Annotated in this window: 15 protein-coding genes and 1 pseudogene; 3 read left to right on the top strand and 13 right to left on the bottom strand. The window is 54.0% G+C overall.

Annotated elements, in window-relative coordinates; translation table 11 throughout:
* Nucleotides 1-2: 2 nt before the first annotated feature.
* The 3 genes from AMM41_RS08645 (at nucleotide 3) to AMM41_RS08630 (ending at nucleotide 4233) form a co-directional block, all read left to right on the top strand.
* Nucleotides 3-1190, top strand: coding sequence for a putative HlyD family type I secretion protein (locus tag AMM41_RS08645; RefSeq protein WP_228769176.1), 1188 nt, complete (start codon nucleotides 3-5; stop codon nucleotides 1188-1190).
* 91 nt (nucleotides 1191-1281) lie between these two features.
* Nucleotides 1282-1587 carry a hypothetical protein gene (locus tag AMM41_RS08640; RefSeq protein ID WP_089956427.1) on the top strand — a complete coding sequence of 102 codons (306 nt, stop codon included), beginning with the start codon at nucleotides 1282-1284 and terminating at the stop codon, nucleotides 1585-1587.
* Nucleotides 1588-1638: 51 nt separating this feature from the next.
* Nucleotides 1639-4233, top strand: a complete 2595-nt coding sequence (locus AMM41_RS08630; RefSeq protein ID WP_194944677.1) for a hypothetical protein — start codon at nucleotides 1639-1641, stop codon at nucleotides 4231-4233.
* 732 nt (nucleotides 4234-4965) lie between these two features.
* On the opposite strand, the gene AMM41_RS08625 is transcribed toward AMM41_RS08630, so the two are convergent.
* The 13 genes and pseudogenes from AMM41_RS08625 to AMM41_RS08570 form a co-directional block, all read right to left on the bottom strand.
* Nucleotides 4966-5691 carry a prepilin peptidase gene (locus tag AMM41_RS08625; protein WP_089956420.1) on the bottom strand — a complete coding sequence of 242 codons (726 nt, stop codon included), beginning with the start codon at nucleotides 5689-5691 and terminating at the stop codon, nucleotides 4966-4968.
* Nucleotides 5688-6629 (bottom strand): type II secretion system F family protein, encoded by a 942-nt coding sequence (locus AMM41_RS08620; protein WP_089956418.1) that lies wholly within the window; start codon nucleotides 6627-6629, stop codon nucleotides 5688-5690. The genes AMM41_RS08625 and AMM41_RS08620 overlap by 4 nt, the downstream gene beginning before the upstream one ends.
* A 4-nt stretch (nucleotides 6630-6633) precedes the next feature.
* On the bottom strand, nucleotides 6634-7623 hold the full coding sequence (locus tag AMM41_RS08615) for a type II secretion system F family protein (protein WP_194944676.1): 990 nt from the start codon (nucleotides 7621-7623) through the stop codon (nucleotides 6634-6636).
* Between the two features lie 5 nt (nucleotides 7624-7628).
* Complete coding sequence (locus tag AMM41_RS08610) at nucleotides 7629-8924, bottom strand: CpaF family protein (protein ID WP_228769211.1); 1296 nt, start codon at nucleotides 8922-8924, stop codon at nucleotides 7629-7631.
* 149 nt (nucleotides 8925-9073) lie between these two features.
* On the bottom strand, nucleotides 9074-9931 hold the full coding sequence (locus AMM41_RS08605; RefSeq protein ID WP_194944675.1) for an AAA family ATPase: 858 nt from the start codon (nucleotides 9929-9931) through the stop codon (nucleotides 9074-9076).
* A 307-nt stretch (nucleotides 9932-10238) separates the two neighbouring features.
* The gene (locus AMM41_RS08600) at nucleotides 10239-10784 is read right to left on the bottom strand and encodes a TadE/TadG family type IV pilus assembly protein (protein ID WP_089956406.1); all 546 of its coding nucleotides are present in this window, start codon (nucleotides 10782-10784) and stop codon (nucleotides 10239-10241) included.
* A 1-nt stretch (nucleotide 10785) separates the two neighbouring features.
* The gene (locus tag AMM41_RS08595; RefSeq protein WP_089956403.1) at nucleotides 10786-11268 is read right to left on the bottom strand and encodes a TadE family protein; all 483 of its coding nucleotides are present in this window, start codon (nucleotides 11266-11268) and stop codon (nucleotides 10786-10788) included.
* A 44-nt stretch (nucleotides 11269-11312) separates the two neighbouring features.
* A complete protein-coding gene (locus tag AMM41_RS08590) occupies nucleotides 11313-12248 on the bottom strand; it encodes a TadE/TadG family type IV pilus assembly protein (protein ID WP_089956400.1) in 936 nt (311 codons plus the stop codon).
* A complete protein-coding gene (locus AMM41_RS21830; protein ID WP_194944673.1) occupies nucleotides 12245-12556 on the bottom strand; it encodes a hypothetical protein in 312 nt (103 codons plus the stop codon). Before AMM41_RS21830 ends, AMM41_RS08590 begins: the two co-directional genes overlap by 4 nt.
* 12 nt (nucleotides 12557-12568) lie before the next feature.
* A complete protein-coding gene (locus tag AMM41_RS08585; RefSeq protein ID WP_194944672.1) occupies nucleotides 12569-14131 on the bottom strand; it encodes a type II and III secretion system protein family protein in 1563 nt (520 codons plus the stop codon).
* Nucleotides 14132-14238: 107 nt separating this feature from the next.
* On the bottom strand, nucleotides 14239-15066 hold the full coding sequence (cpaB, locus tag AMM41_RS08580) for a Flp pilus assembly protein CpaB (protein ID WP_228769175.1): 828 nt from the start codon (nucleotides 15064-15066) through the stop codon (nucleotides 14239-14241).
* Entirely contained in the window at nucleotides 15063-15281 is a 219-nt protein-coding gene (locus AMM41_RS08575; RefSeq protein WP_089956396.1) for a Flp family type IVb pilin, read from the bottom strand. The genes cpaB and AMM41_RS08575 overlap by 4 nt, the downstream gene beginning before the upstream one ends.
* A gap of 169 nt (nucleotides 15282-15450) precedes the next feature.
* Nucleotides 15451-16246: pseudogene (locus AMM41_RS08570) on the bottom strand (hypothetical protein); the annotation flags it as partial.

The following is a 16246-nucleotide window of genomic DNA, read 5'->3' as shown; positions in this document are numbered from 1 at the left end:
ATATGAGCCGTCAAAGAAAAATTCTCTCTTACAACCAGCCGCAAGGTGAATCCGCTTTCGCCCTGCGCTTGGGGGTGTGGGGCAGCATCATGGTGGTGGGCCTGTTTTTGGCTTGGGCCTACTACGCGGATATTGACCAAATCACCCGTGCGCAGGGTCAGATCATTCCCAGCAGCCGCACACAAATCATCCAAGCGCCCGATGGCGGCGTGATTGAAAAACTGTTGGTAAGAGAAGGTGCCGAAGTCGACCGGGGTGAGCTGCTGGTGCGTTTTGACCAAACCAAAGCCGAAGCCAGCTACCGCGAGGCCGAATTCAAAGTGGCTGGCCTGAGCGCCACCGTGGCCCGCTTGCGCTCTGAGGTATTTGGGGGTGAGCCGATTTTCAAGGCCGAGACCATGCAGTTTCCTGAGTTCAGGCAAAACCAGACCGATTTGCTGCGCAAACGCCGCGAAGGACTGGACCAGGAAATCCGCGCCATTGAACGCATGAAAGTGCTGGCCCAACGCGAACTGGACATGACCAAGCCTTTGCTCAAAACGGGTGACGTGAGCATGGCCGAAGTGCTGCGCCTGGAACGTTTGGTGGCCGAACAAGAAGGCCAGATCACCAACCGCACCAACAAGTACCAGCAAGACAGCCAGTCCGAGTTGAACAAAATGGAGGAAGACTTGGCCGGTGCCAAAGAATCCTTGATTCAACGCAAGAACTTGCTCGACAACACCGAACTGCGGGCCCCTGTGAACGGCACGGTGAAAAACGTGCGCGTGACCACACGCGGTGGCGTTCTGCGCCCTGGCGATGAGTTGATGCAAATCGTGCCTGTGGACGATGCGCTGATTGTGGAAGCCAAGGTCAAGCCTTCGGATGTCGCGTTTTTGAAACCCAACCAGGACGTGGTCATCAAGATCGACGCCTACGACTACACGATTTATGGATCGCTGGAAGGCAAGTTGACTTACATCAGCGCCGACACGCTGAACGAAGACATCAAGCAAGGCGAACAAGCTTATTACCGGGTGCAGGTCAAAACCGAGTCCCCACGCTTTAACCGCCGCCCCAACGAAAACCTGCAATTGCAACCGGGCATGACGGCCACCATTGAGATCAAAACAGGGGGCAATACCGTTTTGAAATACCTGCTCAAGCCGGTGATCAAAACACTCAACGAATCACTGGGGGAGAGATAAAAATAACTAATTCACAAAAAATATCAAAAACCTTGATGATTTCAATGTCTTTGATATACTTTTTAATTTTCAACCACTCTAAAGATCAAAAATGAAAAAAATCCTTGCTATCTGCTTGCCTTTGGCATTACTCGCCGCTTGTGCAGCACCTTCTATTGGTGACAAACAAGCCGATGTGGCCCCCCGCATCATCATCAAAAACGACGTTCGCACATGGGACAACCCTGGTGCATTTGGTCCAGTGCCTGCCGAGTTGCAAGACAACGGCCAAAAGGTCTGCGAAACCCTGAACACCGAGCAGTACAAGCACGAAGTGCGCGGCTACCACGCCAAGGCAGAAAACCTGGAAGGTCAGCCATTTGTGGGCGGCGGTTATTACTGCGTGCGCACCAACTGATTCGCCCAGCCATCTCGCTGATCCCTCCACTTCATCTATAAAACCAAAGCCATGACAAAACCCATGACACCCGCTGTTGCAGTGCCTGCCCAAGGCATGAGCACACCCAAAACCGTTCGCCTGGTTGTTGCACAAGCGACCAATACATTCGCCGAGTTGTCCGGTGCTGACCTGCAAGCCTTGCTTGACTTTCAAAAGGCCCTGCCCAGCAGCAAGGGTCGCAAGATGCTCAAGCCCGGCGAAGAAGAATTCATCAACAGCGACGGCACGGTGATCGACTCACCGGAGTGGGTCATGGCACAAGCAGGCGCTGTGTTGCCTGAAGCCATCACTGGCGGCGCCGGTGGTGCAGCAGGCGGCGCAGCAGGTGGTGCGGCGGGTGCAGCAGGTGCGGCGGGTGCAGCAGGCGCAGCAGGTGCCGCTGCAGCATTGCCTTTGGTGTCTCCTTTGGTGTTTTTGCCTGCAGTGGCTTTGGTGCCATCGGGTGGCGAAGTCAACAACCGCCCAACCTTGGCGCACAACATTGACAAAACAGACGCTGTCAGGTTGACCATTGAGATTGTGGGCGACAAGGAAAACACAACCACTAACCCAAACTGGGTGGCTGCTGACCCTGACAAGAACCCCACCCATTTTTACTTTCAACTGAAAGACGGTGAGCGTCTGAGTGATGCCAACGTGCTGTTGCTCGATGGCAAGCGTTTGTCCTTGATCTCTGGTGATGGCCGTTTTGGCATTGACAAAGCCACTGGCTTGATCACTCGCTTGATCGACACACCCCAGTACGAAGAGCAAACCCTTGAGGTGGTGGTCACCGACACCGCTTTGGTCAGCGCTGCCGTGTCTGTGGTGATTGAAAAGAACCACGCACCCACGTTGTTGAGCGACTTGAACCCTGATGGCCCAGTGACATTGATTCTGGGCGTCAATGGCGACAACGATGGCCAAACGACCAATCCTGAGTGGGTACCCGGAGACTCGGACAATAACCCCACCCACTATTACTTTCAACTCAATGAAGGCGAACGATTCGATGACGCCAACGTCATCGTCATCGATGGCAAACGCTTGTCTTTGACTTCAGCAGACGGGCGCTTCAACATTGACCAGGAAACCGGTCTCATCACACGCAACGACCCGACTGAAGCCAACAACCCACAACTGGTTGAGCAAACGCTTTTGGTCGTGGTCACCGACACCGAGCTGGTGAGCGAGGCCGTGTCAGTGGTGATCGACAAAAACCACGACCCCATGCTCGAACGCATTTTGGGTGAAGACGAAGACGCAAAAATCACTTTTGATGTCAATGCCGCACCAGACCAAGGTACTGCTGAACTCAATTGGGACAACACCGATCAAGACGGCCATAACACCTTCTTCTATTTTGAATTGGGTGAAAACGACCGCTTGGACGACCTGTCAGTCCAGACCATTGATGGCCGCCGTTTGTCGCAAACATCGGCCGATGGCCGCTACCACATCAACGCCGAAACCGGTCAGATCACCGCCACCGGCATCGATCAAGAAAACCCAGCCCTGTTCTGCGTGGACGACACCGTCTCCATCGTGGTCACCGACACCGAAATGGTGAGCGCCGCGGTAACAGTGACCATTGACCGGACCATTCCGACATTGGATTCCAGCAATATGGACTCTGATTATTCGGTCAATTCGATCAAGAGCGGCTTTGACATCTATTTAGATTTCTCTTTGACGACTTCGATTGACAAGTCATCCATCACCATTGATGAGTACAGAACCATTGGTGCAAAGTCTGTTGATGAAGCCGAAACACCCATTCGCCAGATCGACAAGTTGAACCTGGACATGGGCATCACCGAGTTCACCAAACTTGACTTCCACCGTGAAGTGCTGGCTGTGACGCCCACAGAAAGCGACCTGCGCACCGAAGTCAACAACCTTCACGTGGTGATGGATTCCGATATGGAAGGCAAACTGGAAGTCACCGTGGTCGACCAGTATGCAGGCACTGACACCAAAGTCGAATATGTTCAATTTGGACAAGACATGTCTTTTGCGGGCTACATTCTGAACGATGGTCAAAACAACGAGTCCGGTTACTACCACCTGACCACAGACCGTGACACAGAGACCGGCGATTTGACAGCCACTGTGTGCCGCGACCTGTTGGCCAGTGATGACGGTGCAGGCGAAGTGCTCAATGGTTTGGAAGACAACGACTTGATCTTCAGCAACGGTTTGGGTGACACCCTGATCGGTGGCGAAGGCAGCGACTTGTTGTTCATTGGCGAACACGCCAGTTATGGTGATTCGGACGTTCACCCTGTTGTCGCTACAGTCGTTTTGGGTGATCTGGATACAGACCCCACCACCGTAGACCAATTCGATACCGTGGTGAACTTTGACAAGGATTCGGTCATTCAATTGGATGGATTCACCATCACGTTTGAAGAAGATGCCATTGCCAGCCTGATCGACAAAGTCGATGTGGCCGATTTGGTGGCCTATTTGGAAACACCACCTGCAGACAACTTCTACCTGATCACCACCGATGGTTGCAATTCCGACATTTGGTATTTCAACGAAGGTGTTCAAGATCAAGTCGCTCACTTTGTGAACTTTGACTTCACCGACTACAAAGTGACCGCAGTTCTGCCGGTTTAATTCACCTTCACCGGTTTCAACCGCCAAAGCAGTGCGCCTCAAAGCGCACTGCTTTTTTTTCGTCCACATGGCTCATTGGGACCAGACACCAGATTTGCCAGAACCCGCCCAACGGGAAATGGTCACGGTCCACAATATCTGTTTTTTGTAGGAGCCAAACCAACATGGGAGATGCATTTTTGTAGGAGCCAGCCCTGCTGGCGATGGCGACGGTGGTGGGGCGCAAAGGTTTATCGCTAGCAGGGCTAGCTCCTACATGGGAGCTGCATTTTTGTAGGGGCCAACCCCTACGTGGCAGCTGCATTTTTGTAGGGGCCAAGCCCTACGTGGGAGATGCATTTTTGTAGGAGCCAGCCCTGCTGGCGATGGCGACGGTGGTGGGGCGCAAAGGTTTATCGCTAGCAGGGCTAGCTCCTATATGTGAGCTGCATTTTTGTAGGGGCCAAGCCCTACGTGGGAGATACATTTTTGTAGGAGCCAGCCCTGCTGGCGATGGCGACGGTGGTGGGGCGCAAAGGTTTATCGCTAGCAGGGCTAGCTCCTACATGGGAGCTGCATTTTTGTAGGAGCCAGCCCTGCTGGCGATGGCGACGGTGGTGGGGCGCAAAGGTTTATCGCTAGCAGGGCTAGCTCCTATATGGGAGCTGCATTTTTGTAGGGGCCAACCCCTACGTGGGAGATACATTTTTGTAGGAGCCCACCCCTGTGGGCGATGGTTTACCAAGTGGGGGGTCAGTGCCAGAGCCAGTAGCCGATGGCGGCCAGGGCTATCCAGGGGCCGAAGGCGAATTCGGCTGGGGTGGATTGGGGTTTCATCAGGCGCATGAGGCCTTGGCTGACCAGCGAGGCCAAGGCGGCGATCAGCAGCACGTTGGGGGTGGCTTGTGGCCCCAGCCAGGCCCCCACGGCGGCCAGCAGTTTCATGTCGCCCTGCCCTACGCCGCTGATGCCGCGCCAGCGCTTGTACAGCTGGTCCATGATCCACAAAATCATGTAGCCCGTCACGGCACCCCACAAGGCATTTTCCAGGCCTATGGTGCTCAGGCTCTGCACGGTTTGAATCAGCAAGCCCAACCACAGCAGAGGCTGGGTCAAGGCGTCGGGCAGCAGTTGGGTGTTGTTGTCGATGGCAGCGGACGTGAGCAAGGCCCACAGCCACATGCCCCACAAAGCGGTGCGCCAAGAGGCCCCCATGCCCCATGACAGGGCCAAGGCCAAGGCCACGCCCCCCAGCACCCACAGCAGGCAGCGCCCCCGCTGGGCCATGGCGTGCGCCGCACAAGCTCGCAGGCCGTGGGGCTGTGTGGCTTGCCAGTCGCTGCCTTGTATTTCGGCCAGCCATTGGGCTTCTTCATTCAGGATGTTTTGCGGCAGCCAAACCACCAGCACACACGACAGCCAACCGGCCACTGCCCCCAAACCGATGGCCCACATGCTTGTCACAAGTTCTGCGTTCATTTGAATCCAAAAGCGGCCGAGATTTGCATCCACCCCGGGCCAATCAGCACCACCATGATGGAGGGGAAGATGAAAAAGATGAGCGGAAACAGCATCTTGACCGGAATTTTGGCAGCGATTTCTTCGGCGCGTTGTCCGCGTTTGAGGCGCATCACCTCGGACTGCACACGCAGCGCTTCACCCAAGCTGGTGCCAAAGCGCTCAGACTGGTTGAGCATGGTGACCAGGCCATTGAGGTCGTCCAGGTTCATGCGCAAGGCCAGGTTTTTGAGCGCCGTCATGCGCCCTGCCCCGGCCCGCACTTCCAGGCCGGCCAGGTAAAACTCTTCGGCCAGCAAGGCATGGCTGCGGGCCAGTTCTTTGGACACCCGCGTGATGGCGGCATCCAGCCCCATGCCCGATTCGAGCGCCACCACCAGCAAATCCACCAGATCGGGCAGCCCGCGTTGCAGGGTGTCGCGCCGGGTTTGGGTGCGCCACTGCAAAAACACATCGGGCCCGTAGTAGCCCGCAGCGGCGGTCAGCAAGGTGACCAGAGCCATTTGGCTGCTGGGCCAAGCGGGCTTGAACAGCCACAAGCCCAGCCACACCAGCACCGGCACCACCAGCACCAGCAGGCTTTTGATGACGTAGTAAATGCGTGGCGCATCGCTTTGCCGAAAACCGGCTCGCAAAAACTTGAGCCTGATTTGCGACTCGCCCCAGCCCTCGGCGGGCAGTGACAACTTGTACAGCGAATCCATCCAGCGCGAGGCTTTGGGCGCAGCCGCTGTGGGCAGCGCGGTGGGCGTGTGAACCACGCCCACCAGGTCTTTGAAGCGACTTTGTTGTTGGCGTTGCTCCCAATAACGGTTAAGGGCAAACACAGCCATGACCACGGCGGCAAACACCAGAGCGCACAGCAAAACCAAAAGCAGGGTGGGGTTCAACTGGGGCATGGCTTCAGACCTTGACTTGCACGATTTTCCACAGCCACAGGCCACCCAGCAGCATCATGAACAAGCCGATGCTAACGATGCGCAGGCCCTCGGGCGTGCCCCACAGACTGTCCATGTACTTGGGGTTGAGCAGCGTGAGTGTGCCGCCCAAAATAAAAGGCAAGGCCCCCAACACCACCCCAGAAAACCGCCCTTCGGCCGAGATGATGCGGATCTTGCCGGCCAGCTTGATGCGCTCGCGCACGGTTTGTGCCAAGCCCCCCAGCAACTCGGCCAGGTTGCCACCCGTCTCGCGCTGGATCACGATGGCCACCACAAAAAAGTCGAGGTCGGGGCTTTTGACGCGATGCCCCATGTTGGCCAGTGCATCTGCAAAGGGCAAACCAAAATTGATCTCGTCCACGGTTTTTTTAAATTCACGCCCAATCGGGTCGGCAAACTCCTGGCCCACCATGCTCAGGCCCGACGACAAGCCCTGCCCGGCCCGCAAGGCGCGTGACAAATAGTCCAGCGCTTCGGGGAAAAGCTCTTCAAACTTGCGCCGCTGCCGCTGGTCTTTGCGCAAATGAAACAACCAGGGCAACGCAGCCAGCCCAAAAGCCACCAGCACCGATGCCTGCAGTGACAACTTGAACAACACCAGGGTCAGCAACAGCCCCCCCAGCCACAAGACCAGCACCAGACCCAAAAACCCCAAAGGCGATTGGGTGGACTGCGTGCGCATGAGCAAGTCGGCCAGGCGTTCGTAGCCCGGCAGTTGTTGCAATGGGGCCAACCAGGCACTGTTGGGGTTGCCGCCGGTGGTTTTGAGCAGCAAATCGTCACCACCGCCCACGGCGTTGTTGCGCACAAAAGCGGCCAGGCGTTGGCGCTGCGCCCGGCTTTCCGCGCCAAATTGCCGCCGCCACCAACTGGCCAGCAGCACCACGGCACCCACCACCAACACAAAGGTGACCATGAGCACCGCCCAAGGCATGAGTTCGGGCCAAGTCATCGTGTTCATTCGTTAAACACCAGGGGGTTGAACAACTCTTCGGCCAAGTTCACACCACTGATCTTGAGGCGTTCGGCCAGCAAGGGGCGAATGCCCGTGGGCTTGAAGCGGCCCAGCACCGCACCATCGGCGCCCACACCCGAGCGCTCGAAGTGGAAGATCTCTTGCGTCGAAATCACCTCGCCTTCCATGCCGGTGACTTCGTGGATGCTGGTGATTTTGCGGCTGCCATCGCTCAGGCGCGTGGCCTGCACGATGACGTTGATGGCCGAGGCAATTTGTTGGCGCAAGGGTTTGACCGGCAAGCTCACGCCGCCCATGCCCACCAGGTTTTCCAGCCGCCCCAAAGCGTCTCGCGGGGTGTTGGCGTGCACGGTGGTCAGCGATCCGTCGTGCCCGGTGTTCATGGCTTGCAGCATGTCGATCACCTCACCGCCGCGCACCTCGCCCAGCACAATGCGGTCGGGCCGCATGCGCAGGCTGTTTTTGACCAGCGAGCGCATCGAAATCTCGCCCCGCCCTTCGGAGTTGGCCGGGCGTGTTTCCAGACGCACCACATGGCTTTGCTGCATTTGCAATTCGGCCGTGTCTTCGATGGTGATGATGCGTTCGTGCTCGGGGATGTAGCTCGACAAAATGTTGAGCAAGGTGGTCTTGCCCGAGCCGGTGCCGCCCGAAATCAAAATATTGGTTTTGGCCTTGACCATGCCGGCCAGCAGTTCGGCCATGCCGGGCGTCAAGGTGCGCCGCTCGACCAAGTCGGCCATTTTGAGGGGCTTGACGGCAAAGCGCCGAATCGACATTGCTGGCCCATCGAGCGCAATGGGCGAGATGATGGCGTTCACGCGCGAGCCATCGGGCAGCCGCGCATCGACCATGGGGCTGGACTCGTCGACGCGGCGGCCCACACGCGAGACGATCTTGTCGATGATTTTGAGCAAATGCGTGTCGTCGTTGAAACGGATGTTCACGCGTTCGATGCGGCCACGCTTTTCCACAAACACGGTGTCAAAACCGTTGACCATGATTTCTGAAATGTCAGGGTCGGCCAGCAATGGCTCCAGCGGGCCGAGACCCAGCACCTCGTTTTGCAAATCGGCCACCAATGAACGGCGTTCTTGCTCGTTCATGGGAATGGCTTCTTCGTCGATCAGTCCCAGCAGCACATCGCGCAGTTGCGAACGCAGTTGGTCGGGCTGCATGGCTTCGGCCGCGGCCAGGTCAATCTTGGCAATCAGGGACTGGTGCAGCCGGGTCTTGAGGGCGTAATAAGTGCCCGACACCGCCGGGGCTGCGGGCATGGTCACACCCGCCGAGCCAGCCACAGCCGCTGGGGCGCTGGCCGCAGCGGCCAAGGCGGCTGGCGGCATGCTCTGAGCCTGGGCCACACCCGCGGGCGAGGCCGCTGCAGCGGCTGAAGCGCTGGGCCCGCTGCCGTAGCTCCAGGCGCTTATTTTTTCCTTAAGCGTTGCCATATCGACTTGTCTTTCATGGGTTGACCCGACCAATCGGCGGCCCAGGCCGCCACGGCACGGGTGTAGTCGCTGCGCGGCTGCAGGCTGACCAAGGGCGTGCCTTGCACCACCGAGGCTTTCATGCCCGGCCCATCGGCAGGCAAGAGGTGCAGAGGTTTTTGGGGGTAAATGCGCTGGAACTCGGTCAGCTCCAGGTCGGTCTTGCCCACCACGCGATTCATGGCAAAGTTGAGTTTGGCCGCGCTCAGGCCCAGGCTCTCCCACAACTGCTTGATTTGGTTCAGGCGGCGCAAAGACGGCATGGAGACTGACGAGAGCACCACGGCTTGGTCGAGTTGCTCCCACATGCGCAAGCCCACCGGGCCCATGTTGCTGCCCAGGTCGATCAAGATGAAGCTGTAGAGCGGCGACACAAAGGCCAGCAACTGTTCCACCTGCGCGGGCTCGATGCCCATGATTTTTTCGAACGAGGCGGGCGAGGCGATGAAGTGAAAATTGTCGGCAATGGGCGTGACCATGGAGGCCAGCAAGGCCTCATCCAAGCGGTTGACCTCGTTGCAAAAGTCGGCCAAATCGTGCTCCACCGGTTTGCGGGTGAGGTAAACGTCGGCATCGCCAAAGGGCAAGGACAAGTCGAGCAGCAAGACTTTAGCCGCCGTGTCTTTGGCCAAAGCCGCCGCCATATTGACCGCCAAACTGGTGCAGCCGTCGCCGCCTTTGGCCGACAAAAAGCCGACTTTGAGCGAGGCCCGTTGCTGCGGCGTTCCGCCTTGCGATGTACGTAAACGTACACGGTCTAATGCTTCATTCCAACGGATTCCATCAACTGGCAAAACTTCTCGAACACCCATCTGCATCAGGCGCATCAAGAAATCTGGTTCTGGACTAACGCAAACTGGCAAAACGGCCGTTTGCGTCAGCCTCTGGCAAACTCTTTCGAGCTCCACCAACAATGCAGATGTATCTTGAAAACCGGCTATTAATAGTACTTCTGGGTTTCGGACCATAACAGTGTCGGCCATATCGGACAAACTGCCACTAACAAACAAAAAATGGTCATTTTTATTAGCCAAAAAGTCAATTGGCATCAACCAGCCGCTGGATGAATAAACAAGGATGTGCATTAGTGAACCTGTATAGTCAACGACAAAAATTATTCAAGTTATCTGTATTGAATTTATTTAGTGTACTCATACCCTCACGCAAAACGGTTATTGAGCTTGAAGGTAATGGAATTTTATAGGTAAAACCTGCAATCCCAAAAATAATATACAGTTTTGATAAGCTAGCTCGAACAGACTCACAATTGCCATTACCACAACCAATTGGTGAATAATCAAGTTTTAGCCAATCCGTAGAACCATCATAAGCAAGATCATCATGAGACATATCTATTTTTATAATTTCTTTTATACCGTCTCCATCTTGATCTATTTCATCGATATAAAAAACCTGACCAGTCAGCTGAAGAAGGTTCAAGGTTTTATTGGTAATTGCTGATTTAGATGCTTTTGTACAAATGCTTGCCACCCTAGCTGAAAGTCGGGTAGCTTCAGAAGCAGCATTCCATGCGAGCATGGCACGACCAAACTCAATGATTGCTATGAAAATTATCCAGAAAATTATAAAACTCAAAGTAAATTCAATTAAAATTAATCCTTTTTGTTTATTTAATAAATATTTCATATTAATTTACCTGTCTAAATGTTGAACCAATCATTCCAAAATACAGATAATTATCTTTCAATAAATTTTGGAAAATAAATTTAAACGGATATTTGTTAGCAGACACAGTAACTATATTTAAATTTACGGGATATGTAGAATTACCTACAGGAATTCCTCTATTTTGGGAAGAATTGTTATTTGAATCCGTAATAGAAAATTCAAATTTTGGATTATCAAAACCCGGAAGCAATAAATCCGCGTCATTACAATTGCTTACTAGCTTTCCTGTTTTAAAAAGACATTTTGCTAATTCATGGTTTTGTCCAGGCACCTGTACTGACAAGTAACGTGCTGTATTGCGGGTTTGATGAACCAGCGTCTTATAAGTGTAAAGCAAACGCCCGGCTTCGATAACAATGATTAGAAGAGGCACCAAAAAAAGCGCCAACACAATTGTAAGCTCAATAAATGCGACCCCATTTTGATTATGACGATTTTTCATACTATTTCTAACCACAAATAAATAATGATTGATAATAATAATTATCACCTAACAAGAACTGGAGCTGGTGGGCCAACTGCACCAAAACCTGTTACACCAGAAACTACGCACTGCGAATTCGGAATTTTTGTCGAACCTAAATAACTTACCTGAATTGAGTCAGAGCTTTTTTTCAACTCTAAACATACCCACTGAATAAAGGACCCATCCGGTTTTATGGAAGGCACTGCAATTAATCGACGATTAGATTGCCCAGGCACATCAGGAAATGTAGGGTCAGCTTTATACCTGTTGTTTAATAATTTGTCTATATCAGTTGGATTACGAACTTGAATCTTAGTTAAGTCAGTAGGAATATTGCAAGTTCCAAACCCATTTATAAGTTCTTCGTAATCACTGTCTGTTTTCGTTGGTGTTGCATTTTGATGGTCTGTTACGCGCAAAAAATTCTTCATTTCACCCGTTGTAGCTGCTGTTTGCAGTGCCAACGGCAACACACAAACTTTGCGTGTTGGCTGCTGTCCCGCCCTCGAAACAGCTACAGGCTCTGCAGAACCAGCGCCAACCAAACCCATGAATAAATTGACCCAACCGCTGTACGTTGCAGTGCATTGGACGTATCTAAGATTAGCAGAGGTTGCGGCCGAAGCTGCAACATAGTTACCTTCTATTACATCGCTGAACTTGACATCATTTGATTTTATATCGACGAGCGCATTTTGGAAATTTTTCTTATTTAAAACTCCACCTACATGACTACCTGCAGCAGTTGCTCTAAAAGTAGCGCCCGGTAAACCGTTAAGTTCAGCTGAAGCAGCTAGTGCACATGCATCAGTAGCGTTTTGTAGTTCGCCCTGGATAACCATCAGTCGGGTACCGTCAACTACAAAGCCCAAAATCACTACCAATAACATTGATCCGACCGCCGTAATGATCGTGAAAACGCCACATTGACTACGAGAGCTGGACCGGTGCTTCATTTCACTGTGAGTGCGGATGGAGCTGGCCGACCAGTGTTGTGAAGACTCATACCTCGTAAGCTTTCAATAGCACTAGTCAATCCTTCTCCTAACTGCATAGCTTCAATACTCACCGGCTCTGATGGCGGCAGGCTTTGCGCCGTTTTGGCTTGCATCAACGCCGTACCAATTTGCGCATCTAGCGTTGGTGTTGTTGAACCACATGCCTGCAAAAGAGTGATAAAAAAACTTATCAAACTTAATTTCATTATTCTTTTGAACAAGGTTGAATAAATCGCATGTTCGTATAAAAATTTATTATTTTCCATACTTAAGATATCTTATTTTTTATTGGATAGTTTTTCCGTTGGTTTACTGCCTTCCATCTTGCCTTCGAGCAGCAACTGCGCACGTGAAGGTGGCGTGAAGTTGTCTGTGGGCAGAGACGGTGGCTTATCGGTCGCACTGACCAAACGCGGGCTGACCACCACAATCAGTTCGGTCAACTCCGAGTTGAATTCGGTGCTGCGAAACAAGGCACCCAAGATCGGTATCTCGCCCAACAAAGGAAAAGCCTTGATGGATTCGGTGATGTTGTTGCGCATCAGTCCACCAATGACCAGGCTTTGACTGTCGCGCAACTGCACGGTGGTAGACACATTGCGTGTGGTGATGGCCGGCAAGATCGAGGTTGTTGCACCTACCGACAGCACCAAAGGTTCTTTGGAGATCTCAGACACTTCAGAGGCCACCCGCAAGCTGATCCGTCCGCCATCGAGCACGGTGGGAACAAACTTCAAGCCCACACCAAACTCACGCTCATCCAAAGCGACAGACGACGAGTTGCCTGTGTTTTGGGTGATGGGAATGAACACCTTGCCACCCACCAAAAACTTGCCTTCATGTCCACTCATGGCCACGATAGTGGGTTCTGCCAAAATTTTGACCAAGCCATCGTTTTTCTTGGCTTCAAGAAGGGTGCCCTTGCCTGCAATGCCGCCCCCCAGCAACAAGCCCAAGCTGCCGTCCGAGGCACCGCCCACCACGTTCGAGATGATGTTCCAGCGCATGAGGTCGCCTCGCTCTACCCCTTTGACACCCAGTTTGTCGAGCAAGGTTTTGGAAATTTCGGCGATCTTGACGTCCAGCATGACTTGCTGGGGGTCACGGATGCGCATGAGGTTGATGACTTGGGCACGTTGGGCATTGGCCGACAAGTTGCCCAGGGCTCCAGCCTGTGCGGTATTGGCTCCGCCGCCGGGTGTCGTCGATGAGCCATTGTTGCTGCCCGCCTGAGGGTTGCTGGACAGTGCCGAGGCTTGCCCGCCAAAGCCGCTGCCCGGCTGCAGCTGTTGCAAAAAGGCTTGGGCCAGGTTAACCACCGAGTCGGCCGCAATGGCATCAGACACCATGCCGCTGAGCACAATGGAGCCCGATGCGCTGGTGAGTTTGATGTCTTTCTCTTGAGGCAGCACACGGCTGAGCACGTCGGCAAACACACCCAGGTTCACACCGACCGTGAGGTTGACGGTTCGGGATTCGCCGGTTTTGTCCCACAAAATCAAGTTGGTGGCACCCACGCTTTTGCCCAGGATGTAGAGCTCGTTGTTTTTGACCAGGGTAAAGTCGGCCACCTGCGGGTTGCCCACGGCCACACGGCTGGCGGCAAAAGGCAGCACCAACACATGGGCCCGCCCGGCCGCGATGTCGAGGACCACAGGCAAGCGGTTGGCGGGCAACACAGATTTCACGACGACAGGTTGTGCCAGTGCCTTGGTCTGCGCAGTGCGTGCTGACTTCTTGTCGGAGGCTTTGGCCTGTGGTTCGTTAGTGGCTTTAGTGACCCGTTTGACCGGGGCTTTGGACTCCGCCTTGACCGAAGCATCAGCGGCCGGTTTGAACATCAAAGATTCACGGGTTTCCAAAGCTAAGGCAGCATTAGCACTGACACAAAACAAACAGGCCACGACCCAAAGGCGGTGGCCAGAAAAAAACGGGGCCAAGGTCGGCATCAGGGTTGCTCCTCGCGCTTGGCGATGCCACGAATCGAGGTCACGGTGGCAGTTTCATCAGAGGGGGGGCGGGCTGGGCGTGGAGCCGCAGGGGGACCAGAATTGACCCTTGACGCAGCTGGTGCAGGCGCGGGTTTGCCAGTCCGCAAAATATCGTTCAAACGAGTGCCCGCCGAGTTCACATCGGTGGTGTCGTTTTCATTGCGCAGAATCAAAGACAGAGTGCCAATGCTTCTCGCCAAGTCCAGCTTTTCAGCTTCAGGTGGTGTTAACTCAAGGGTTACGGCGTTGACCACCTTTGGTTTCATTTGCTCAGTCTCAGTTTCCTGAGCCACTGCAAGCACTTTGACTCGTGTCAGGACCGTAGTTGAAAATGAGGCGTTCGCTGCATCTTTTGCACTGACCAAAACATCCACAAAGCTGCCAGGCAAAGCAAAGCCAGCGACTCCAACGACATCGTTAACACGCACTGAAATGGCACGTTTTCCTGTTTCAATCGCAGAGGCTAGTCCCCCCTTCGAATCAGCGCCTGCCAGTTTTGGCTCGAGAATCAACTCACCTGGGTAAATGGTTTGCTTTGCAATACGGCCAGCAACAAGTGAAGACTTAAAAAAGCTTAACTCAGGCACATTTGTCTTCGGCCAAGACACTTCCTTGATCTGAGCTGCTTCAATGAGCTGGCCCGAGTTGATAACGGAAGAAGCAACAACCAGTTTTATATCCACCGATGAAGCTGTAGAGCCCAATAAGCCCATTGAACGAGCAACAAAGTAAGTTGCCAAAGCCCCTAAAAGAAGGGCGATGGCGGTTAATGCAAGCTTTTTCACCCGCCTGAGCCTGGAGTTGTGGTTGGGGGGTTAATAGTAGTCTGAATTGTGCCAAACGCACCATCAATGGCAGTTGTTAAATCTGGCAAAAATGCCGCCACAACCACCCCAATCAAAGCCGCCAACAAAACGTACTCAATCATGGTGGCACCTTTTTGACGCTGAACTGCCGAAGCGATGTTCAAGCGTTTGCTCAAAAGACTCAAATTTTTCATCGGGTTTCCTTTCGTGGTGAATGCGAAAACAACAAATTCGTCTGCGCTGAGAAATTCTCATTTAAATTGTCAAAGACGTCAAGCAAGTGCTTGCTTTTAAAGAATTTTTACTTTTTGACGATATTTTTGTTGCATCAACACCACAAATCGACCCAAGCTTTCAAACCTCCTAAATCACCACAAAATCGGTATTCCCGAGGGTGCCGGTCACGCCTTGCAAGGTGGCAAATTGCACGGCCACCGCAGCACCTGTGCCGTCGGCGTCGTACAGCAAGGCACCGGTACTGGCGTTGTAAATGATGCGGTGTGCCGTGCTGCTGGCCGCGGTGCCTGATGTGAAGGCCGTGGCCGCCAAGGTGCCGGTGCGTGTCAGGGTGGTGAAGATGCCGGTGTTCTCCAGGCGCATGGTGTCGTCGGCCACGTTGTAAGCCTCGATGGTGTCAACGTTGGCTGCACCGAGTCGGCTGTTGAAGACAAAAAAGTCTTTGCCCGCCCCACCGATCAAGGTGTCGTTGCCCAGACCGCCGTTGAGCGTGTCGTTGCCAGCCGCGCCATCGATCACGTTGGCAAGGGTGTCTCCGGTCAAGGTGTCTGCGGCGCTGCCGCCTGTCAGGTTTTCAATGGCATGGCCCACCACCAAGACATCGGTGCCCGAGCCTCGGGTGTTTTGGTTGGCGGTGCTGGCCAAACTGAAAGTAACGGCCGCTGTGGTGCCCAAAAAGCTCACCGTGTCAATGCCGGCACCCCCCGAAAAGCGGTCATTGCCCGCACCACCAATGAGGGTGTCGTTGCCGTCGCCACCGGTCAGGGTATCGTTGCCCGCCAGTCCTTCGATCAGGTCTGCTTGCGCTGTACCGTTGAGGGTGTCTGCCCCAGCGGTGCCCAAGATGGAATTGCTGGTGGGTGGTGGCGGTGGCGGTGGCGGTGGCGGTGGCGGTGGTGGTGGTGGTGGTGGTGGCGGTGGT

Source organism: Limnohabitans sp. 2KL-3, from assembly GCF_001269405.1.
Taxonomy (GTDB): domain Bacteria; phylum Pseudomonadota; class Gammaproteobacteria; order Burkholderiales; family Burkholderiaceae_C; genus Limnohabitans_A.
This window is presented reverse-complemented; position numbering and strand designations above follow the sequence as displayed.